Below are 21,017 nucleotides of genomic sequence, written 5' to 3' on the forward strand. Positions count from 1 at the left end.
AGTGATGACTTTGCCTTAAATGAACACAATTGATAGGGAATAGAGAGTAAACCTGATATGATCCATGTCTTCCAGTTTTCACGTTGATAGCACTGGATTTACCTAAGACTAGGAACTATTTTGACCAATAATGACATTTTACGCCGTGTACGCTATACATTTGATTTAAAAGATAATGTAACAACTGAGATCTTCGCTTTAGCCGATTATACAGTGACCAATGATCAAGTCAGTCGCTGGCTGAAAAAAGAAGACGATGAATATTTTGTTAAACTTAGCGATACAGAACTAGCGATATTTCTGAATGGCTTTATCAATCTTAAACGTGGTAAACGAGACGGTGAGCAGCCTAAGCCAGAGCAAAGGCTAAGTAATAATATCGTTTTTCAAAAATTACGCATTGCTTTGAACTTAAAAGCAGAAGATATTTTAGATATTCTGCAGCTTGCCGATTTTCGCTTAAGTAAGCATGAGCTCAGTGCCTTTTTCCGTAAACCGGATAATAAGCACTATAAAGAGTGCAAAGACCAAGTGCTGCGAAACTTCTTATCAGGCCTCCAGCGTCAGTTACGTCCAAGTAGTGACCAATTCGATGTGGAATAAGCGATAACACTGTCAAATAGCTTCCTCATCTGCGTGCCTAGCAGCATGAGGATGACTATTTACCAGAAACACGTATAAAAGGAATGTTTGTGTGAAAAGTAATTGTGTTCTATTTTTAACATTCACAGTAATGCTGCCATGTTTTAGTACTGTGGCTGCAGAGCTCCCCATTAAAAAGCAGAACCTAATGGGGCAGTGGACATGCTCGTTTACCATGCAAGGTGATAAAGTCTACAAAGAGCAATGGACATTAAAAGATAACAACGCGTTCTCACTACAAGGACGTGTTGAATATTTTCTTGGCGAAAAGAATGCGCACTTTTTATATGATGCGACAGGTGAATGGGAGTTAATCAACGAGACAATTAAGTTGGTTTACAATCCGTTTGAGTTTCAGAGCAAAGACAGCTTCAGTCAAGATTATATCTCCGATATTGAAACCGTATACATTACACCGGCATGGAATGGCACACGACGATTTCAGTACGACGTTGAGGCATTGTCAGCATCACGTATGCAAATCGGCGATGACTACGATAGCTGGCAATGTAAAAGAAACAAACGTGCGAATTAAACGGCTAAAACTACTTTGTTGATAACTCGCGCAACGTGCCAAACCGCGAATTAGGTAGAAAGATCAAGGATGCTAATGAATACAGAACAACAGGAATACTTAAACGCCTACCTTGCCACTTTAAGTGACGAAGAACGTCAGGCCGTGCCTGAAACCATTGCCGAGTACTTTTGCGCGGATGAATACAACGCCAATGAATGCGCTCGTTTGATTGACCAAGGCATTAAACGCGCATCGTGCAGCTTAAAAGCCTGCTATGAGATAGAAAACGAGCCCTACCCACAAGTGGGCCGTTTAACTGTGGTGCTTAACTGGGCGCAGCAGCCGGTTTGTATTATTAAAGTGACTGAAGTGAGCGAGTGCCCGTTTGATCAAGTGACTGCTGAATTTGCCGCTGCGGAAGGTGAAGGCGACAAGAGCTATGCGTGGTGGCGGCAGGCACATCTTACGTTTTTTGAGCAGGAAGGGCGAACACTCGGCGTGCCGTTTACAACCCAATCCCCTTTGGTGTTAGAGCGCTTTGAGAAAGTCTATCCGCTTGATAACCATGATACTGAGCAGGTAAGCGCATGATAAAACAAGTCGGTCAAACATCCATCCAACCCGAACACTTGGCCCGCTGTCACTGCGGGGCGGTTGTGTTAAGCGAATAACCACTAAACATGTTCTTTAAGTTGTACATGTCTGGTTTGTTGCTCTATACTTCTATGGTGTACGAATAGGAGTGATCCGATGAAAATTATTTCGTTTACTGAAGCGAGAAATGGCCTCAAAACGGTATTAGATGGAGTGGTTGATGACGCTGATACCGCTGTCATTACCCGACGTGATGCAGAGGATGCGGTGGTGATGTCGCTTGATTACTACAACAGCCTTATGGAAACCGTCCATCTGTTGCGCTCGCCCGCCAATGCTGAGCACCTAAATCGCTCCATTACTCAGTACAAGATGGGGAAAGCGATGGAGCACGCGTTAGTCGATGACGATGAGTAGTCGCTTACTTTGCTGGACGGATGATGCGTGGCGTGACTACGTTTACTGGCACAGTCAGGATAGAAAAACACTCAAGCGAATCAACAAGCTTATCCTCGATGTAAAACGAACGCCATTCGAGGGAATAGGTAAGCCCGAAGCACTAAAAGAAAATCTGACAGGCTTTTGGTCGCGGCGTATTGATGATACCAATCGGCTGGTTTACGCCGTGGATGATACGTCTATTACGATCCTATCTTGCCGGTATCACTATTAGTCACCTAGCGCCTGCGGTGCACAATGGCACAATGAAGGTACGAGGCGTCATGTTCACCATCCTCAATAAAAACTACTCCTTATAACGCCTCCGGATAGTGTGTTTTCAGTAATTCGTCGACCACCGCCAGGTTCTGACCGAGCTTTCTTAGTGCCAGCAGGCGTGTTTTGCTAAATTTAGCGTCTTTAGGTACCAAGCGCATGATGTAGGCCGCGCGTTTGCCGTGGTGCACGTCCTCTGATTTATGGAAAAAAGCATTACAAAACAGCAGCGCATCACCTGCATCTAACGCAGGGGTCACTTTGCCTTTCTCCATATAATCATACTCTTGCTGGGTGATTTGAAACGGTGGGTGCTCGGGAACCGACGGGTCGGCAATGCGCACCAGTGAGTGTAATTGGTTGGCTTCGCGAATCAGCGACAGACGCACTGCGCCTTCTTCCATCACAATAGATAACTGCCCTGAGCCGACTTCTTTCACAGGCGTCAGCGGGATCCATACCGTGAGCATATCCTCTGGCCGCTCCATAAAGCCAATCGAGTCAAAATCGGTATGAAAAGGAAAGCCTTGATCCTCAGGCGTTTTCTCCAAATATAAGTCAGCCAAAATACGATAGTCTGGCAGCAGCGCCTCAATGGTGTCGGCGATGTTGAGATCTGGGTCGCGGAATACCATGGGTCCATAGATCGCTTTTTTGTAGATGTCGGCATACCACGTTTGTCCATTGGGCATGGCGTCGAGTTTGGCAGCGAGAGCCGTTTGTGTCTCTTGGCTCAGTACGCCAGGGACTACTTTGCCGTGATGGGGAGAGAGGTTGTCGAGAAAGTCGGGGCGAGCTGGCATAGAAGCTCCTAGTGTAGATATGGGAATCGAATGCGTTGTGATCCCAAGTGTAGCAATTCAGTGAGTCAAACACATAAACTCCCTTCTATCTTAGAGCCTTGGTTCGTCAACACGGTCAATTTAGCGTAGGATGCCAGTAATCCAGTCACATGTAGCTGTTTATGACTATTGAAGTAACAAACGTGCCAACCTCCGATGTTACCTGCGCGACGTGTAAAGCGTGTTGCTGTCGCTTAGAGGTGATGCTGATTACCGATACCGGTGTACCGAGAGAGCATATTGAAATCGATGCTTGGGGCGGAGAGGTAATGAAACGGCTTGACGATGGTTGGTGCTCGGCGGTTGATCGAGACACGTTTATGTGCACGATTTATGAAAATCGGCCTTGGATTTGTCGAGAGTTTGAAATGGGCTCAGATGAATGCATCGATGAGCGTAAAAACATGTAACCACGATTCACCGTGAAAAAAGAGGGCCTGTTGAACAAACAGGCCCTCTTTTTTTATTTTTTGATCGCGCGAGGGCGGCCGTTCTCATCAATGGCAACATAGTTAAATGTTGCATGACTGACCTTATTACGATCACCAATTTCATCATGGCTGACGGGCTTAACCCATACCTCGAGTTCAATGGTTATCGACGTATTGCCGATACGTTGGCAGGTACCGTAGCAGCAGACCACATCGCCGACGCTCACCGGTGATTTAAAGGTAATGTCATTGACTGAGACAGTCACAACGCGACCGCCTGAGATTTCTTTCGCCAAAATGGCGCCGGCCAGATCGAGCTGAGACATAATCCAGCCACCAAAAATATCACCATTGGCGTTAGTGTCCGCAGGCATCGCTAATGTACGAAGCAGCAGTTGGCCGCGTGGGCAGTTGTTTTTATTGTCAGACATGGCTCTCTTCACATCTTATTGAAAAGGGGCAATGCGCCCCTTTTTTACAGTACAAGATAAGAATTGTGACCGCTAACACAGCATTCGGGCAAGTTTTTATTGGTCCGATAAGCGTTAAACCCAATCCCAGCCGAAGACCAACAGCATTAAAATGGGGCAAATAACACGCACATAGCCGGGCCAAATTTTCCAGAACCAGGTGTCGCCCAGTTCAGGACTGCCTTGCACCAACTCTTTTAATATTTCGTTGCGGTGCCATAGCCAACCGGCGACAAGCGCAAACAGTAGACCGAGAATTGGCTGTGCGTATTCGGTGGTCACGGTGACGACCAAGCCAAACAGCTCGCCAAAGTTGTAGACGATGATGGCCGAGGCGGCGGTGATCAGGCCTCCTATCCACCAGACCGCTTTTTCTCGTGATTGTTTCAGCTCTTCGGTCGCACAGGCGACAGGCACTTCAAGCATGGAAATCGCCGAGGTGAGTGCCGCAATCACCATGAGCAGGAAGAAGGCAAAACCGATGAATAAGCCAGCCGAGCCCATGGTGTCAAACATGGCCGGTAATACGCTAAATACCAGGGTGTCGCTGCTCAGCAATTCGCCCGCTTCACTGTATATCGCCACCCCATTGTGCTGTGCCACAAACATGGCGGGCATGATCAGTAGCCCCGCGGTAAAGGCAATGCCCGTATCGAGTAGCGCAACTTGCGCGGCCGTTTTAGGAATGCTGGCAGATTTGGATAAGTAAGAGCCGTAGACCATCATCACGCAGACACCGAGCGATAACGAGAAGAAGGCTTGCCCCATGGCACTCACAACCAGGCTAGGTGACAGGTGTGACATATCGGGGATCAGGTACATTTTTAAACCGTCGATCGCACCCGGTTGGAACAAAATGTACACCACCATGACCACGAACAACAAAAACAGGACGGGCATAAGGCGGGATGACCAACGTTCAATACCGTTAGCAATGCCATTGCGCACAACCAGGATGGTCGGCACCATAAAACACAGCATCAATACCAGATTTCGGGTATCGCTAAATGATTCTAACCAGGTTGCTGTTTCGGTAAAGCCCAATGCGGTGAGTAAAGGCGAGACCATAAACCCGACCAGCCAGCCAGCGACAATGGCATAGAAGCTCAGAATACCCGTCGCTCCCAGCATACCGACTAAGCCGAGCAGGCGGCCCAACCACTTGTGTCCGCCGGCAACCGACGACAAAGAGCGAACAGGGTTGGCATTACCGTAACGACCAATAGTGAGTTCTGCTATTAAAAGAGGGTACGCTAGGATAAAAACCATTAGCAGATAAATGAATAGAAAAACGGCGCCGCCGTTAGAGGCGGTTTGGGTAGGGAATCCCCAAATGTTGCCTAGCCCAATGGCTGAGCCTGCTGCCGCCAAAATAAACCCAATGCGGGATGAAAATTGTGCGCGTTGTGTGTTTGCCATACCTACTCGTTATCGTTTGCGATAATTAATTGATTTTTTTTAACGACACCTCAGGATGTCGTCGTTGATGAAACTGTCAAAGGTGTAAACTTTTTATTACGAACTTGGATGAGTGATTCCCAGCTCAAAGACTCGTAAGTAAAACAGTTTATGCGTAGAATTTGAAGATCTTGCCGTATGTAATGCCTAAAATAAGCATAATTTCCCCATATTCTTCCTGCTCGTGATGACTTCTTCGACAGTGATAAGCGCGATTCGCTACCTATAGTGAGTATCACAGTGACTTTCTCTGCTGCAATCACTGATTTAACAATCTAGTAACATTGCGATGAGTTGTCACAATAATATGAATGACTGCGCTAAGATAAGCGCCAATGATGTGCGTTAACTCACTGTCGAGTCTGATTGTGTCGTAACCTAAAGACAAGGCGTTGCTTGCACCCGCTCAAAACCTAGGCAGAATGGAAGAGCTAGCGGGTTAACCCTTTATTAATGACTATCAAGGTGTGCACTTGGGCATGGAAAAAGTCTACGAAATCCTTACCGTACTGTTGTTGTTACTGTACTGGCTAACAATTGCGGGTGTAACGATACGCGTGGTATTCAAGCGACGCGCACTGGGCGTGTCGATTGCTTGGCTGATGATTATCTATATTCTGCCGATTGTGGGGGTGATTGCGTACCTGCTTTTTGGAGAATTGAACTTGGGGAAAACCCGAGCCGTGCGGGCGAAAGCGATGTTTGAGCCTTATCGTCAGTGGCTGTTAAGTTTACAAGCGTGTCCCGCGCACCGTCCCCATCATATTAATGAGCAATCCCACCATGTGAACCGGCTCTGTCATGCTCGAATTGGTGTCCCTGAGCTCACGGGCAATCAATTGGCGTTGAAAACGGAACCGGCAGAGATCCTTAAATCTGTGGCACTCGACATTCGTCAGGCGCAAAAAAGTGTGGATATGGTGTTTTATATCTGGCACCCGGGCGGGCACGCTGATGAGGTGGCGCAGGCGGCGTGCGATAAAGCAAAACAGGGCATTCCAGTGCGGATCATGTTGGATTCTGCTGGGAGCAAAGCTTTTTTCCGTAGTAAATGGCCTCATGCGATGCGCGAGGCCGGGGTTGAGCTGATAGAAGCACTGGCGGTGAACCCGTTCAGGATGTTCTTTCGTCGCCTCGATATTCGCCAGCATCGTAAAGTGGTTATTATCGATAACCAACTGGCTTATACCGGCTCGATGAATATGGTCGATCCACGATTTTTCAAGCAAAATGCGGGTGTTGGTCAGTGGGTCGATGTGATGGTTCGCGTGTCGGGGCCGACGGTATCGGTGCTTAGCAGCGTATTTGCCTGGGACTGGGAAGTTGAAACCGGCATTCGTGACCTGCCCAGTGCGCCCGAATGCTTGATGATAGAAGATCATCAACATGCCAATCATGCCGTACAAGCGATTCCGTCAGGGCCTGGATTGCCTGAGGGAATGATCCAACAAGTGCTCACCTTGGCCATTCACCAAGCGGAAACCAGTATTACGATTACCACGCCTTATTTAGTCCCCAGTGAAGGCCTGATGGTCAGCCTGCAAACCGCGGCGCAACGCGGTGTGAAAGTGACGATCATTGTGCCGGAAAAAAATGATTCGCTGATGGTGGAGTGGGCGAGTCGCTCATTTTTTGAGGACTTGATGTCAGCGGGGATAAACATCTATCGCTTCAGCGGTGGCTTATTGCATACCAAGTCAGTGCTTGTCGATGAGCAGTACTGCTTAGTGGGAACGGTAAATCTTGATATGCGCAGCCTATGGTTAAACTTTGAATTGACTTTGACTGTCGATGACCCTGAATTTTGTGCTGCTATTAACCAATTACATCAGGATTATCTGGCTCAGTCTTCGCGCGTGAACCCTGAGAGCTGGCAACAAAGGCCGGTTTACCTCAAACCTATCGAGCAGTTTTTTTATATGTTTAGTCCGCTGTTGTAAAAAAAGCCCACCATGGCACGACTTGCCTGGTGGGCTTTTTGCTATCGGTACTGATGACGACAAGCGACTGAAAGCTACGAGGCGTGTGCTGTTGCCGCTTTCATGGCTCGGACAAACTCAGTAAGGGCGTTGAGCATAGTCGGCACGTCGTGCTGATGGGTTTCAATAATTTTCACCACCGCTGAGCCTGATATTGCACCGGCGGCTCCGGCCACAATGGCTGCCTTGACTTGCTCAGGGCTTGAAATACCAAACCCAAGTAGCGGGCGCGGTGCTTGATGATGAAGTAGGGTGCCTAGCAAGTGCTCGACCGGTGTGCCGGCTTTGGCTTCCGCACCTGTTACCCCGGCGCGCGATACCAAATAGGTATAGCCACGACCCAGCTCGGCCACTTTGGCGAGGGTTTTATCGTCCGCATTGGGTGGGGCAATAAAAATCGGATCGATACCGTGCGCTAGGGCGTGATCACGAAAGGGGGCAGATTCAGAAATCGGGGCATCGGCGATAAGCACCGAGTCGACGCCAACCTCAGCGCAGCGGGTGTAAAATGTTTCGATACCCCGAGCATAGACTAAGTTAGCGTACATTAATAACCCAATGGGAATCGTGGGGTGCTTGGCACGAATGGTCGCTAACATGTCAAAACAGGTATCGGGTGTAGTGCCGGCTGCCCGCGCTCGGATGGTGGCGTCTTGAATGGTCGGCCCATCAGCGAGCGGATCGGAAAATGGCATGCCGAGCTCTAGGGCATCCGCGCCACCTTCAATCAAGGCATCGACCACGGCGAGCGATTGCTCAGGATTCGGATCCCCCAAGGTCACAAAGGGAACAAAGGCGCCTTGCTGTTTGGCATCCAAGTTTGCAAACATTGATGAGTATCGCGTTGATGATGCCACCATTACAGCTCTCCTTTGCCTTCTAAAATCTCATAAACCGAAAAAATATCTTTGTCGCCTCGGCCCGATAAATTAACCACCAATATCTGCTCTTTATTGGGGTCGGCGGCGATCATTTTTTGCGCGTGTGCCAGGGCGTGGGCGGTTTCTAATGCGGGAATGATCCCCTCATTACGCGCCAGTGATTGAAAGGCTTCCAGCGCCTCGTCATCCGTGGCCGCCGGGTATTCAGCACGACCAATGGCGTTGAGGTGGGCATGTTGAGGTCCCACGGACGGGAAATCTAACCCCGCAGACACGGAATACGACTCTTCTACTTGGCCATATTCATCTTGCATTAATGGCGATTTCATCCCAAAGAAAATCCCGGGCTTGCCGTGTTTTAGGGGTGCGCCGTGCTGATCGGTATCGAGTCCTTTACCGGCCGGTTCCACGCCAATTAAGCGCACGTCTTTGTCTTCAATAAAATCAGCAAACATGCCAATGGCGTTTGAGCCGCCGCCGACACAGGCGATCACCGCATCGGGCAAGCGGCCTTCTGCGCGCAGGATTTGTTCGCGGGTTTCTTCACCAATAATGCGTTGAAACTCGCGCACAATGGTCGGGAAAGGATGAGGGCCGGCCGCGGTGCCGAGCAAGTAGTGCGCGGTATCATAGTTGGCAGACCAGTCGCGCATCGCCTCGTTACAGGCATCTTTGAGGGTCGAAGAGCCCGCGTGCACGGGGATCACCGTTGCGCCCATCAGCTTCATGCGAAACACATTGGGGCTTTGACGTTCAACATCCTTGGCACCCATATAAATGCGGCATTTTAGCCCCAACAGCGCACATGCGAGTGCGGTCGCTACGCCGTGTTGGCCGGCGCCGGTTTCGGCAATAATTTCTGATTTTCCCATGCGCTGAGCGAGCATCGCTTGGCCAAGCACTTGGTTGGTTTTGTGCGCGCCACCGTGGAGTAAATCTTCACGTTTGAGATAGAGTTTAGTCTTGGTGCCCTTGGTAAGATTACGGCATAACGTCAGTGCGGTGGGGCGTCCCGCGTATTCTTGCAATAGACGAATATAGTCGTCTTTAAAGGTGGGATCTTCTTGCGCATCAATAAACGCTTGCTCGAGTTGATCGAGCGCAGGCACCAAAATTTGTGGCACGTACTGGCCGCCAAATTCACCAAAGTAGGGGTTAAGCTTGCTCATAATAATCCTTTTACGTCTTTAATTTGGTGCCGAGGTGCGTCGTTCACCCCGGCGTAATCACTCATCTCTGGACAATTAATAACGGCGTAGGGCACGAAACGCCGCGTTAAGCTTGTGGGCGTCTTTCACACCGGGCGCATGTTCGACGCCGGAGTTAAAATCGAGCCCTAAGCAGCCTTGTGCAGCGGCCTTTGCGGCATTGTCGGGCGTCAAGCCACCCGCGATCATCACTTTGTCTTTGGCCGCTTTTGGGATCAGGTGCCAATCAAAGGTTCTGCCGGTGCCGCCAGATTGCTGACCGACTCGGCTGTCGATGAGGTGGCGGTCTGCGTCGACGCCGTCTAACGCTGGGGCGACATCAGACACACCGTGCGCTTTCCACATTTCACAGTGGGTCGGAAGCCTTTCGCGCAGGGCTTGTAAGTACGCAGCATCTTCATCGCCATGTAATTGCACCGCGTGTAGGTTGAGCTGATGGGCATGCGCTGCGACTGTCTCTATTGCGTGGTTTTGGAACACGCCCACATAGCGAAGCGGCGCGCCTTGCTGTACACGTTCGGCCACGGCTGGGGTTACCGCGCGCGGCGAGTGTTCAACAAAAATGAGCCCGCCATAAACCGCGCCCGCGTCATAGGCGGCGAGGGCATCATCGGCTGAGGTTAACCCGCACACTTTGTTATCGCCCAAGATCACTTTACGTAGCGCAAGCGTGAGATCGGGCTCTGCCATTAAGGCACTGCCAATCAAAAAGCCGTCGGCGTAATCGGCGAGGTCGCGCACATGGCGGTGGCTATGAATGCCACTTTCTGAAATCACGATCGCTTTTTCCCCCACTTGCGGCGCTAAGCGTTTGGTGCGATCGCGATCAATACTTAAATCGCGCAAATTACGGTTGTTAATGCCAATCACCACCGCCCCTAAGGCATTGGCCCGCGCCAGCTCGTCTTCGGTACTCACTTCGGTGAGCACCCCCAGCTTTAAAGACTCGGCTAAATCGGCTAGCTCACGGTATTCGGCGTCGTCGAGCACTGACAGCATCAACAAGATCGCATCGGCTTGATAATGACGCGCGAGGTAAATCTGATACGGGTCGATAATAAAGTCTTTACACAGCACCGGCGCATCAACTTGGTCACGCACGATGGGGAGAAAATCAAAACTGCCCTGAAAGTAGTCTTCATCGGTGAGTACCGAAATCGCCGTGGCGAATGGCTTGTATGCTTGCGCAATGGCTGCTGGATCAAAATCGTCTCGAATCACCCCTTTCGAGGGCGAGGCTTTTTTGCACTCCAAGATAAACTGCGAGCCCGGTGCGGCTAACGCAGCACGAAAATCACGATCGCTCGGCGTCAGTTGGTCGACAAAGCTTTCTAACGGCTGGGCTTTTTTGCGGGCGGCGATCCAGCGTTTTTTGTCATCGACAATGCGGCCTAAAATGGTGTCGTTGAGGGCTGACGTGGTCATACTGCGCTCCTTTGTGCTAACGCTTGCATGATGGTGTAAGGCTCGCCCGACGCCATCACGTCCAAAGCCTGTTGGGTATTTGCTTTCAAATCTTCTTGTCCGAATAAGCGTAGCAATAGGGCGACATTGACCGCTACCGCCGCTTGCTGGGCATCTGTGCCTTTACCTTGCAAAATCGCGCGGATCATCTCGCGGTTTTGCTCGGGCGTGCCCCCGGCAATGCTGTCCAGCGGGTATTGGGATACACCAAAGTCGCTGGGGGTCAGGGTATAATGCTCAATCTGCGTTGGCGTGATTTCTGCCACCGTCGTAGGGCCATGGATCGCCACTTCATCCAGGCCGTCACCGTGAACCACGGCCGCGCGCGTCATGTTGAGGTTTTGCATGGTTTGCGCAATTGGCGCCACCAGTGCTTGGTCGTACACGCCCATTAGCTCAATACTGGGCTTGGCTGGATTAATTAACGGTCCAAGCAGGTTAAAGATGGTGCGTGTTTTCATGGCTTGGCGCACGGGCATCGCATGGCGCACACCGGTATGGTATTGCGGGGCGAATAAAAAGCACACGCCAAGTGTATCCAGTGCCGCACGCGCTTGCTCGGCAGGCATGGCCAAATCAATCCCAAACGCGGCGAGTAGATCCGACGAGCCGGATTTGCTCGAGACCCCGCGATTGCCGTGCTTGGCGACTTTCACGCCACAGGCAGCGGCCACAAATGCGGCGGTGGTAGAAATATTAATGGTGTTCGCCCCATCGCCACCCGTGCCGACGATATCGGCAAACGGATAGCTGGGACGTGGAAAAGGCTCGGCGTTATCGGTGAGTGCCTTCGCGGCGCCGGCGATTTCTTCGGGGGTTTCCCCTTTAATCTTCAATGCGGTTAACGCGGCGGCTAATTGAGCAGGCTCGAGCTCGCCTTGAATAATGGCGCTAAATAGTTGTTCACTTTGCGTTTGGCTGAGCGACTGCTGTTGGTAGAGCGCTTCTAGTAGGTGATCCACGGTTGCTTGATCCATCACTGCATTTAACCTCGATGTGTCTGTCCTGACGTCCGTACTTATTGGTGCTGTACGTGTTGTATCTCTATTCGTTTCTTTATTTATTGGTTTGTTTAGCTATTAATCACGATTGCCTTGGTAAAATTCACTCGCCCAATCAATGGTGTGGGTGAGTAGCGCGGCCCCTTGCGCGGTTAAAATCGATTCGGGGTGGAATTGATAACCGACTACATAGTCGGTGTTGTTAACCACGGCCATCACTTTCTGATCTTTGCCATCAAAGGTTGTGGCGATGACATCCAAGTTGGCAGGGACATCAGTGGCAACCAGTGAGTGGTAACGGGCGACGGTTAATGGTGAGGCAAGTGGACCAAATACCGCATGTTGCTGGTGGTGCATGGCTGAGGCTTTGCCGTGCATAATGGTGCCGGCGCCTGCCACTGTGCCGCCGTAGGCTTCAACGATGGCTTGCTGGCCCAAACAAATCCCCAACATCGGCACGTGGCCGCGTAAGGCCTCAATCAATGCGGGCATGCAGCCGGCATCGGCGGGTGCACCCGGGCCGGGCGAGAGCACCAGTAGCGGCTGGGGCAGGGCACGAATGTGGCTGACAATGGCATCAGCATCTAAATGGTGCCGGAACACCGTGACCGGGTAACCCAATGCGCGAAATTGATCCACTAAGTTATAGGTAAAGGAGTCCATGTTATCGAGCAAGACAATGTCCATTTTCGGGGTGCTCATGGTTGGCCTCCTTGGTGAGCAGCTTGAATCGCATGGATCACGGCTTGCGCCTTGCCGCGGGTTTCGTCCGCTTCCGCTTGTGGGTCAGAATCAAACACCACGCCTGCGCCGGCTTGCACGGTAGCAAGGCCGTTTTCAACGTAGGCGGAGCGGATCACGATGCAGGTGTCCATGTCGCCTGAACCGGTAAAATATCCCACCGCACCGCCATAGCTACCGCGGCGGCAATGCTCGGTATCACGGATCAGTTGCATCGCTCTAAGTTTCGGTGCACCGGTGAGCGTGCCCATGTTCATACAGGCTTGGTAGGCATGCAGCGCGTCAAGATCGGGTTTAAGTTGACCCACCACCCGAGAGACTAAGTGCATGACGTGGCTGTAGCGGTCCACTTTGAGCAAATCGGCCACGTGACGGCTGCCGGGCGTGCTAATGCGTGCAACATCGTTACGGGCCAAATCGACCAGCATCATGTGCTCAGCATTTTCTTTTTCATCATTACGCAGCTCAAGTTCAATTCGGCTATCTAAGTCGTGATCAATGCTGCCTTGGGCCGTTTTTCCGCGTCGACGAGTACCGGCAATAGGGTAAATTTCGACTTGATTGGTCGTTTGGGTATATTTGAGTGCGCTTTCTGGTGAGGCACCAAATAAGCTGAATTCGCTATCGCGCAGATAAAACATATACGGGCTAGGATTGCCGTGTTTCAGCGCGCGATAGGCATTGAGCGGCGACGGGCACGCGAGTGTAAAACGGCGCGAGGGCACCACTTGAAACACATCTCCGGCGATCACGTGTTTTTTTAGCGCTTCAACTTGCTGACAAAAGTTTGAATCGGAGACTGAAACCGCGACCGAGTGTTCAGTCATCACGGGCGCGTCGGGAAGTGGCGCAGGCGATAAGCAGGCTTCTTTGATGCGTTGCAAGCGGCGCGATAAATCCACGTAGTGGGCACTTGCATTATCGCCACCAAACAAGGTGCCTTGTAAGCGTGCTTGTCGGTGTTGGTGATCAATCACCAGTAAGCTCTCGGCGACATAAAAGAGATAATCCGGACAGCTCTCGGTGCCGTCTACGCTGGACAGTGTTTCGGTACTGGCGACTAAGTCATAGGCAAATAAGCCGCCGATAAACAGCGCGTCGTCAGGCTGGTTCTCCAACGCGACGCTTTGTTTAACGACGCGCAGCGCATCAAACACCGACGCTTGGCGCAGACGGGCGTCTTCATCCAGCAGGGTACCATTGTCGTTAGGATGGCGGAATGTCAGTGTCAGTGCCGGCTGATTGTTACGCTCAGTGCTTTCTGCCTCACAAGGTAACGCTTGCAGCGCCGCACTTTGCCTGATGCTGTCGAGCAAATGGGCGCCATTATGGGTCAGCGCTTGCAAGGTTACGGTTTGCGCCCGGCATTCAATCCGTACCGCGGCGTCAACGAGCATCAGGCTTTTCACGTTGCGCTTTGAGTCAATTTCAGCTGACTCCAGCAACATGCTAAAGGGTTTATCTTGGCACACGGCGGCATACAGCTCGGTCGGATCGGCCACATAAGGCACCGACAGTTGGAGCGTATCGAGCTCGCCGTATTGGAGGTGATGGGTGTTCACAGCTTTCTCCCTGCCGCTTGAACAAAGGGGGTTAATTCTTGCATTAGCTGCGCGAACATATCGCCGGTCAATGCTTGGTGACCGTCTGACAACGCCTCGCTTGGATTCAGATGGCTTTCCACAATAATGCCATCTGCGCCGACGGCTGCAGCCGCGCGTGATAGCGGCGTGACGAGCTCTCGCACACCCGTTCCATGGCTTGGGTCGACCAGTACTGGCAGGTGGCTGCGTTGTTTCATAAAGGCCACCGCGTTTAAATCCAAGGTGTTTCTTGTGGCGGTTTCGTAAGTGCGAATGCCGCGCTCACACAAAATCACATTAGGGTTGCCCGCATCGACAATATATTCCGCTGCCAGCAAACATTCTTCGATAGTGGCGGAAAGGCCGCGTTTTAACAAGACCGGTTTGCCAGTTTCTCCCACTGCTTTGAGTAAGCCATAGTTTTGCATATTACGTGCGCCAATTTGCAAGCAATCAATGTATTCACACACGGCATCGACTTGGCTGATTTCCATCACTTCTGACACGGTTGGCATGCCGGTGAGCTCACTGGCTTTTTTTAGCAGCTTAAGCCCTTCTATTCCCATGCCTTGAAAATCATAAGGGCTGGTGCGCGGCTTAAAGGCACCGCCACGTAACACGCGAGCGCCGTGGGTTTTAACTCGCTCTGCCACGGAAAGCAATTGAGGTTCCGACTCCACCGAGCAGGGGCCAGCCATGACCACAAAGTCTTGTCCACCGACAGGCACATTGCCGATATTTACTACGCTATCGTGCGGCTGCACATCACGGCTGACGCGTTTGTACTTGGTTAAAATCGGTTTTACTTCTTCAACCAGCGGGTTGGCCTCAAAGTGGCATTGTTGCAAAACGCGTTCATCGCCCAACGCGCCGAGTACGATGCGCTCAACCCCTGGCATGTAAAGCGGTTTTAATCCGCACTGCTCGATTTGGTTGAGTAGCCCTTTGGCGTCCTGCTCAGTGGCTTGGGGTTTAAGTACAATAATCATCAAATATCCTTTTAAACTATGGTTGTGGGTTACCGTGGCTGAATGCTTAGTGGCCAAATGCTTAGTGGCTAAATGCTTAGTGGCCAAATGCTTAGTGGCACGATAACGCTTAATGGCAAAGCTCAGAGACAAAAACGCCCGCGTCAGTGGCGGGCGTTGTGAATAAGGTAGCTGTTGATACAGCCCGTCACACCGCCCGTAAGGAGCCGTGCCACCCAATAAGCGCAACAGAGGTCATAGATGTCGCTAGCGCGCTGACGGCCAGTACTGCAGTGGGTGCCGTGTAAATGCCCTTTGTACGAGGCGAGGTATTGAAATACATGCTGCGAGACTCCGTTGTGACTGTTACCCTTAGCGCCATCTTGCTCCCCGAGACCGAGAAACGGTGTGCGTTAACTTGTGTACTAGTAAACTGATATTTTGTCTCTGTGTCAACGGGGAAAACCAAAAGAATGCAGAAAAAGTGCGGAAAAAGCGCACCATAAAAAATAACAAATGAATCAATAGTGTTCGCGTACGTGCATTAACTTGCTTGCGTTAGCATCACCAGAGTGCGTGGACATATTAAGGAAACCCGATACACCATGATCATTGATTTACATAGTCACACGACGGCCTCAGATGGCCGTTTATCGCCCCAAGATTTAGTGCAGCGTGCGGTTGAGCGCCGTGTGGGGGTGTTGGCGATTACCGATCACGACACCACTGCCGGGCTGGTGGATGCGCAAGCAGAAATTGACCGCCAAGCGCTGCCTCTTACCTTGGTCAGCGGTATTGAGATTTCTACTCTGTGGCAAAACTTTGATATTCATATTGTGGGCTTAAATATCGATCCGCACCATCCGGCATTAATCGCGCTGATTGCCGAGCAAGCTGAGCGACGCCAACAACGGGCGGAGTTGATTGCTGCGCGGCTAGAGCGCTCGCATTATATAGGCGCGTTAGCGGGTGCACGTGAGCTGGCCGGTGATGCACCGCTAACTCGTGCGCATTTTGCCCGCTGGCTGGTAGAGCAGGGCCACGCGAAAACCATGCAGGCTTGTTTTAAGCGCTTTTTAACCCGAGGCAATACGGGGTATGCGCCGCCGAATTGGTGTTCGATTGCAGAGGCCGTTGAGGTGATTCACCAAGCCGGTGGACAGGCAGTACTCGCTCACCCGGGCCGATACAAACTCAAGGCTAAGTGGCTGAAGCGACTGCTAACGGCGTTTTCTGAGGCGAAAGGCGATGCCATCGAAGTTGCACTCCCTCAGCAGTCGCAACAAGAACGTCGTTTGCTCGCTGACTACGCGCGGGACTATGGCTTATTGGCCTCATTGGGCTCAGATTTTCATTACCCTTCGCCATGGACAGAGCTAGGCCGAAATCTATGGCTGCCTAAAGACTGCCAGCCGCTTTGGTGGAATTGGGCATGGTTAGAGGCTGCCGAGCAGAAACAGCAATCAATAAATCAACTAGATAGCAACCAGTCAGACGCGTTACAATAGAAGGATAATAAGGATTATCCGGCGCGTCGGCCACTATCGCTGGGTTGCGGTGCGCATCCAAAACGTGGTCAAGCTACAGCAGGAGGAACCATGAGTCAGTTTTTTTATGTCCACCCAGAGAATCCGCAAGCGCGGCTGATCAAGCAAGCGGTGGAAATTGTGCGAAACGGTGGGGTGATTATTTATCCGACTGATTCGGGCTATGCGCTTGGCTGTCAGCTTGAGAATAAACAAGCGCTAGAGCGTATTTGCCGTATTCGTGATCTCGATAAAGATCATAATTTTACGTTGCTATGTCGCGATCTTTCTGAGCTTTCACTGTATGCACGGGTGGATAATGTTGCGTTTCGGCTAATCCGGAACAATACCCCAGGGTCGTATACCTTTATTTTTAAAGCGACCAAAGAAGTGCCAAAACGTTTGATGAATCCAAAACGTAAGACCATTGGCATTCGTGTTCCCGATAATCAAATCGCCCTAGATTTGCTCGAAGCCTTGGGTGAGCCATTAATGTCGACCTCGCTGATTCTGCCCGGTAATGATTTCACCGAATCCGATCCCGAAGCGATACGCGATCATTTAGAACACAGTGTGGATTTGATCATGCACGGTGGGGTGTTGGGTGAGCATCCAACGACGGTGGTCGATTTTAGCGACGGTACGCCTGAAATTCGACGCCAGGGTCGTGGTGATTCGACGCCGTTTGATTAATCCTTTATTGCCAGTGAACCAACAAACATTGCACTGCGTAATTATCAGTGCAATGTTCTTGTTCTGATGTTGCGTCAGCCAGTGGTTGACCTTCCATTCCCGCCCAGCCACCTTGCTGGGCGTTTTTTTATGATCCGATATGTCTCAATTTATGCGGTAGGCGATGCACTATTGACCCAGTTGATGCGCCGTTAAAATTGCGGAATAAACATTATCTGCCGTTACAGGAAATGGCATGTTATGGATAGTCTCTCCTTCAGCAGTTGATGCTTCTGCCACCGCACGCAACGTCGTATGATTCAACGTTTTTACGCCCATATCAAAAAGATTGGTCGGTAGGCCAACGGAACGGCAGAAAGCGAGGACGGTATTTATCTCTTCCATTGCCGCGTTTTCGAGTACGAGTTGAACAAGTGTACCAAATGCCACCTTCTCGCCATGGTAAAGGTGGTGGCACTCCTCAAGCTTGGTGAGACCGTTATGGATGGCATGTGCGCCAGCTAGGCCACTGCTCTCAAAACCGATACCGCTTAGGTAGGTGTTGGCTTCAATAATGTTTTCTACCGCCTTGGTACTCACACCATTTTCTACTGCGATTTTCGCTTTTAAGCCATCTTCAAGTAATGTTTCATAACACAGTTTTGCTAGCGCTTGCGCGGACCGGGTCGCAAGCCCACCGGCCATGGTTGCTTTACCTGACGTCATATTTGCACGAGCTTCAAAGTAAGTTGATAGCGCGTCACCCATCCCGGAAACCAGTAAGCGAACCGGTGCTTTAGCGATGATCGACGTATCCATGATCACCATGTCCGGATTTTTAGGAATCATCAAGTATTCAGAAAATTCACCTTCTGGGGTATAGATAACGGCGAGAGCCGACGTTGGCGCATCTGTAGACGCGATGGTCGGCACAACAACAACGGGAATTTTGGTATAGAAAGCAACGGATTTTGCCGTATCTAATGTTTTCCCGCCGCCAATACCGACGATGACATCATGTTGCTGTGTCGCACAAATATCGGTGATGCGCTCAATCTCAGCACGCGAACACTCGCCATTAAAAATATTGGTTGCGAGTGATATCTCTTCATCAGCAAAACTCTGTTTTACCTCTGCACCCACCAAGTCGGTCACGAACGCATCAGCGATGGCTAATGGTTTCTCACCAAGACTTTTTACATAGTGTGCAATCGAGCTCAGTACTTGCTCACCTTGGACGTATTTACTGGGGCTAATAATTATTTTGTCCATAATTCAGACCTTTATTCTTTATTCTGTGTGTTTTCTGCAATGAAAAACCATTGTAGGGAAGGCGCTATATTAGGACTGACAGCTCAAACGAGAAAGGATATCGCGGATTTGAATTGAGCTTTTATGACCGCAGTGTCAAATCCGTCGCGAAAGAAAAAACGACAAACCCTGCTTTATGGCATTGATCACTATTCAGACTGTTTGCGTTATTCATGTTCCATATTGAAACGAAATAAAAAGATAAATTGTTCCACTATGGAACAAAATAATTTTTGTTGAGCCCCTGTTTTCTCTGCTTAAGATGAGTTCATACCCTACGTGAAAATAAATGGAATGAGATAGAACGATGAAAAAACTAATCAATCAAGTCGATGATGTTGTCTTGCAACAAATGGAAGGCCTTGCGTTGTCCCGTCCTGAGTTAAAGGCCAATTACGAACCTCGTTATATGTGGCATGAGGAAACACCAGGACAAGTCGCGTTAGTGTCTGGTGGCGGTTGTGGTCATGAGCCATTGCATGCGGGTTTTATTGGTAAAGGTATGTTGACCGGAGCGTGCCCGGGAGAAGTCTTTACATCGCCCACACCGGATCAAATGTATGAGTGTGGTAACCAAGTAAACACCGGTGAGGGCGTGCTTTTTATCATTAAAAACTACACGGGCGATGTGTTGAATTTTGAAACGGCCGTGGAGCTACTTCATACCGATGGTATCAGTGTTGGATCAGTCTTGGTAGATGATGATGTGGCCGTAAAAGATAGCCTTTACACCGCTGGCCGTCGTGGCGTGGCAGGTACTGTGTTAGTGGAGAAATTAGTCGGCGCTGCGGCAAGTAAAGGTTATACGTTGGCACAGTGTGAAGCGCTTGCTCGACGCGTCAATAACCAGTGCCGATCCTTTGGTGTCGCGCTTAATGCTTGTGTCGTGCCAGCCGCAGGTAAGCCGTCGTTTATCTTAGAAGATAATGAAGTGGAGTTTGGTGTTGGTATCCATGGTGAGCCAGGTATTAAACGCATGCAATACACAGACGTCGATACTTTGGTGGATGACATGTTTGCTGAACTCGCTGAAAACACACCTTATCAGCGCACGTTACGGATTTGGAATCGTGAAGAAGGCGAATGGGATGAGGTCGTGTCTAGTATTGAGCCTTTTTCTGCCGATCATGACTACATCGTGATGGTCAATGGTATGGGAGGCACGCCAATTTCTGAGCTTTACGGCGTGTATCGCCGTCTAGCGCATAACTGCGAGCAAGCGGGATTCCGCATCGTACGAAATAGGGTAGGTAACTTCTGTACGTCGCTTGATATGGAAGGGGTGTCAATCACCTTACTCAAAGCGGATAAAGAGATGTTAGAACTTTTTGATGCACCCGTTGATACTGCCGCAATCAACTGGTAACAGGGGAAATAACATGCAAATTGAAAAAACACATATTATTCACTGGTTAGAGTTGTGTGCGACGACCTATCAAGACAACCAAGATTTTCTCACGGATCTTGATCGTGATATCGGCGATGCCGACCATGGTCTCAACATGAATCGTGGTTTTAAGAAAGTCGCGGAAAAACTGCCACAAATTGTCGAGCAAAACATTGGTAGCATTCTAAAAAATACGGGAATGACATTATTGTCTAGTGTCGGAGGCGCAAGCGGCCCTTTATATGGCACGTTATTTATTCGCACAGCGGCGGCTGTCGGGACTCGAGAACAATTAACCTTTGAAGAGCTGATCGACGCGCTAAAAAGTGGGGTCGATGGTGTGGTTTCTCGTGGTAAAGCTGAATTAGGCGACAAAACCATGTGTGATGTTTGGCTACCGGTTTTGACGAGTATAAAGGCATCGTTAGATAAGGGCACAAGTGCTGATCACTTACATAATGAGATGGTTGAGCTCGCAGAAGCGAATGTATTAGCCACCATTGAAATGCAAGCGAAAAAAGGACGAGCGAGCTATTTAGGTGAGCGCAGTATCGGCCATCAAGATCCCGGTGCAACGTCCTCTCTATTAATGATTAAAGCACTAAAGCAAGCAATAGCAGGTAATTAA

The 21,017-nt window shown here is 50.2% G+C and carries 22 protein-coding genes; 11 read left to right on the plus strand and 11 right to left on the minus strand.

The features are described 5' to 3' along the window. Positions 1–120: 120 nt before the first annotated feature. From BZG76_RS08800 to BZG76_RS08820, 5 genes are all read left to right on the plus strand, one after another. Entirely contained in the window at positions 121–603 is a 483-nt protein-coding gene (locus BZG76_RS08800; RefSeq protein WP_077461019.1) for a DUF1456 family protein, read from the plus strand. Positions 604–790: 187 nt separating this feature from the next. Continuing rightward, positions 791–1,177 (plus strand): hypothetical protein, encoded by a 387-nt coding sequence (locus tag BZG76_RS08805; protein ID WP_077461021.1) that lies wholly within the window; start codon positions 791–793, stop codon positions 1,175–1,177. A gap of 75 nt (positions 1,178–1,252) precedes the next feature. Then, entirely contained in the window at positions 1,253–1,750 is a 498-nt protein-coding gene (locus tag BZG76_RS08810; protein WP_077461023.1) for an ASCH domain-containing protein, read from the plus strand. Between the two features lie 159 nt (positions 1,751–1,909). After that, the gene (locus tag BZG76_RS08815; protein ID WP_021024591.1) at positions 1,910–2,170 is read left to right on the plus strand and encodes a type II toxin-antitoxin system Phd/YefM family antitoxin; all 261 of its coding nucleotides are present in this window, start codon (positions 1,910–1,912) and stop codon (positions 2,168–2,170) included. After that, entirely contained in the window at positions 2,157–2,426 is a 270-nt protein-coding gene (locus BZG76_RS08820) for a Txe/YoeB family addiction module toxin (RefSeq protein WP_198532325.1), read from the plus strand. Before BZG76_RS08815 ends, BZG76_RS08820 begins: the two co-directional genes overlap by 14 nt. A gap of 79 nt (positions 2,427–2,505) precedes the next feature. On the opposite strand, the gene BZG76_RS08825 is transcribed toward BZG76_RS08820, so the two are convergent. After that, positions 2,506–3,270 carry a hypothetical protein gene (locus BZG76_RS08825; RefSeq protein ID WP_077461025.1) on the minus strand — a complete coding sequence of 255 codons (765 nt, stop codon included), beginning with the start codon at positions 3,268–3,270 and terminating at the stop codon, positions 2,506–2,508. A gap of 161 nt (positions 3,271–3,431) precedes the next feature. On the opposite strand from BZG76_RS08825, the gene BZG76_RS08830 reads away from it, so the two are divergent. Then, positions 3,432–3,719 carry a YkgJ family cysteine cluster protein gene (locus tag BZG76_RS08830; RefSeq protein ID WP_021024594.1) on the plus strand — a complete coding sequence of 96 codons (288 nt, stop codon included), beginning with the start codon at positions 3,432–3,434 and terminating at the stop codon, positions 3,717–3,719. Between the two features lie 53 nt (positions 3,720–3,772). Here BZG76_RS08830 and yciA read toward each other — a convergent pair whose 3' ends face one another. Next, positions 3,773–4,171 (minus strand): acyl-CoA thioester hydrolase YciA, encoded by a 399-nt coding sequence (gene yciA / locus BZG76_RS08835; RefSeq protein ID WP_021024595.1) that lies wholly within the window; start codon positions 4,169–4,171, stop codon positions 3,773–3,775. 114 nt (positions 4,172–4,285) lie between these two features. After that, positions 4,286–5,629: a sodium-dependent transporter gene (locus BZG76_RS08840; RefSeq protein ID WP_021024596.1), complete on the minus strand. Its 1,344-nt coding sequence runs from the start codon at positions 5,627–5,629 to the stop codon at positions 4,286–4,288. Between the two features lie 518 nt (positions 5,630–6,147). Here BZG76_RS08840 and cls point away from each other — a divergent pair. Then, positions 6,148–7,608: a cardiolipin synthase gene (gene cls / locus BZG76_RS08845; RefSeq protein ID WP_077461026.1), complete on the plus strand. Its 1,461-nt coding sequence runs from the start codon at positions 6,148–6,150 to the stop codon at positions 7,606–7,608. Positions 7,609–7,682: 74 nt separating this feature from the next. On the opposite strand, the gene trpA is transcribed toward cls, so the two are convergent. The 7 genes from trpA to aroF all read right to left on the minus strand — a co-directional run bounded on the left by trpA (position 7,683) and on the right by aroF (position 15,514). After that, on the minus strand, positions 7,683–8,507 hold the full coding sequence (gene trpA / locus BZG76_RS08850; RefSeq protein ID WP_077461028.1) for a tryptophan synthase subunit alpha: 825 nt from the start codon (positions 8,505–8,507) through the stop codon (positions 7,683–7,685). Further along, positions 8,507–9,697: a tryptophan synthase subunit beta gene (gene trpB, locus BZG76_RS08855; protein WP_077461030.1), complete on the minus strand. Its 1,191-nt coding sequence runs from the start codon at positions 9,695–9,697 to the stop codon at positions 8,507–8,509. The genes trpA and trpB overlap by 1 nt, the downstream gene beginning before the upstream one ends. Before the next feature lie 75 nt (positions 9,698–9,772). Next, positions 9,773–11,161, minus strand: a complete 1,389-nt coding sequence (trpCF, locus tag BZG76_RS08860; protein ID WP_077461031.1) for a bifunctional indole-3-glycerol-phosphate synthase TrpC/phosphoribosylanthranilate isomerase TrpF — start codon at positions 11,159–11,161, stop codon at positions 9,773–9,775. Further along, positions 11,158–12,177 carry an anthranilate phosphoribosyltransferase gene (gene trpD / locus BZG76_RS08865; RefSeq protein ID WP_443216260.1) on the minus strand — a complete coding sequence of 340 codons (1,020 nt, stop codon included), beginning with the start codon at positions 12,175–12,177 and terminating at the stop codon, positions 11,158–11,160. The genes trpCF and trpD overlap by 4 nt, the downstream gene beginning before the upstream one ends. Before the next feature lie 102 nt (positions 12,178–12,279). Further along, entirely contained in the window at positions 12,280–12,903 is a 624-nt protein-coding gene (locus tag BZG76_RS08870) for an aminodeoxychorismate/anthranilate synthase component II (protein ID WP_021024307.1), read from the minus strand. Continuing rightward, entirely contained in the window at positions 12,900–14,504 is a 1,605-nt protein-coding gene (locus BZG76_RS08875) for an anthranilate synthase component 1 (RefSeq protein WP_077461033.1), read from the minus strand. Before BZG76_RS08875 ends, BZG76_RS08870 begins: the two co-directional genes overlap by 4 nt. Next, positions 14,501–15,514 (minus strand): 3-deoxy-7-phosphoheptulonate synthase, encoded by a 1,014-nt coding sequence (gene aroF / locus BZG76_RS08880; protein WP_077461176.1) that lies wholly within the window; start codon positions 15,512–15,514, stop codon positions 14,501–14,503. The genes BZG76_RS08875 and aroF overlap by 4 nt, the downstream gene beginning before the upstream one ends. Before the next feature lie 584 nt (positions 15,515–16,098). Here aroF and rnm point away from each other — a divergent pair. Further along, on the plus strand, positions 16,099–17,001 hold the full coding sequence (gene rnm, locus BZG76_RS08885; RefSeq protein ID WP_021024310.1) for an RNase RNM: 903 nt from the start codon (positions 16,099–16,101) through the stop codon (positions 16,999–17,001). Positions 17,002–17,091: 90 nt separating this feature from the next. Next, positions 17,092–17,712: an L-threonylcarbamoyladenylate synthase gene (locus BZG76_RS08890; protein WP_077461035.1), complete on the plus strand. Its 621-nt coding sequence runs from the start codon at positions 17,092–17,094 to the stop codon at positions 17,710–17,712. Between the two features lie 168 nt (positions 17,713–17,880). Here the strand turns inward: BZG76_RS08890 and BZG76_RS08895 are convergent, their stop codons facing one another. Continuing rightward, positions 17,881–18,963 (minus strand): glycerol dehydrogenase, encoded by a 1,083-nt coding sequence (locus BZG76_RS08895; RefSeq protein ID WP_077461037.1) that lies wholly within the window; start codon positions 18,961–18,963, stop codon positions 17,881–17,883. Positions 18,964–19,309: 346 nt separating this feature from the next. Here BZG76_RS08895 and dhaK point away from each other — a divergent pair, with 346 nt between their 5' ends. Then, the gene (gene dhaK / locus BZG76_RS08900) at positions 19,310–20,368 is read left to right on the plus strand and encodes a dihydroxyacetone kinase subunit DhaK (protein ID WP_077461039.1); all 1,059 of its coding nucleotides are present in this window, start codon (positions 19,310–19,312) and stop codon (positions 20,366–20,368) included. A 13-nt stretch (positions 20,369–20,381) separates the two neighbouring features. Beyond that, entirely contained in the window at positions 20,382–21,017 is a 636-nt protein-coding gene (gene dhaL / locus BZG76_RS08905) for a dihydroxyacetone kinase subunit DhaL (RefSeq protein ID WP_025673984.1), read from the plus strand.

It is taken from the genome of Salinivibrio sp. AR647 (assembly GCF_001995415.1).
Taxonomy (GTDB): Bacteria; Pseudomonadota; Gammaproteobacteria; order Enterobacterales; family Vibrionaceae; genus Salinivibrio; species Salinivibrio costicola.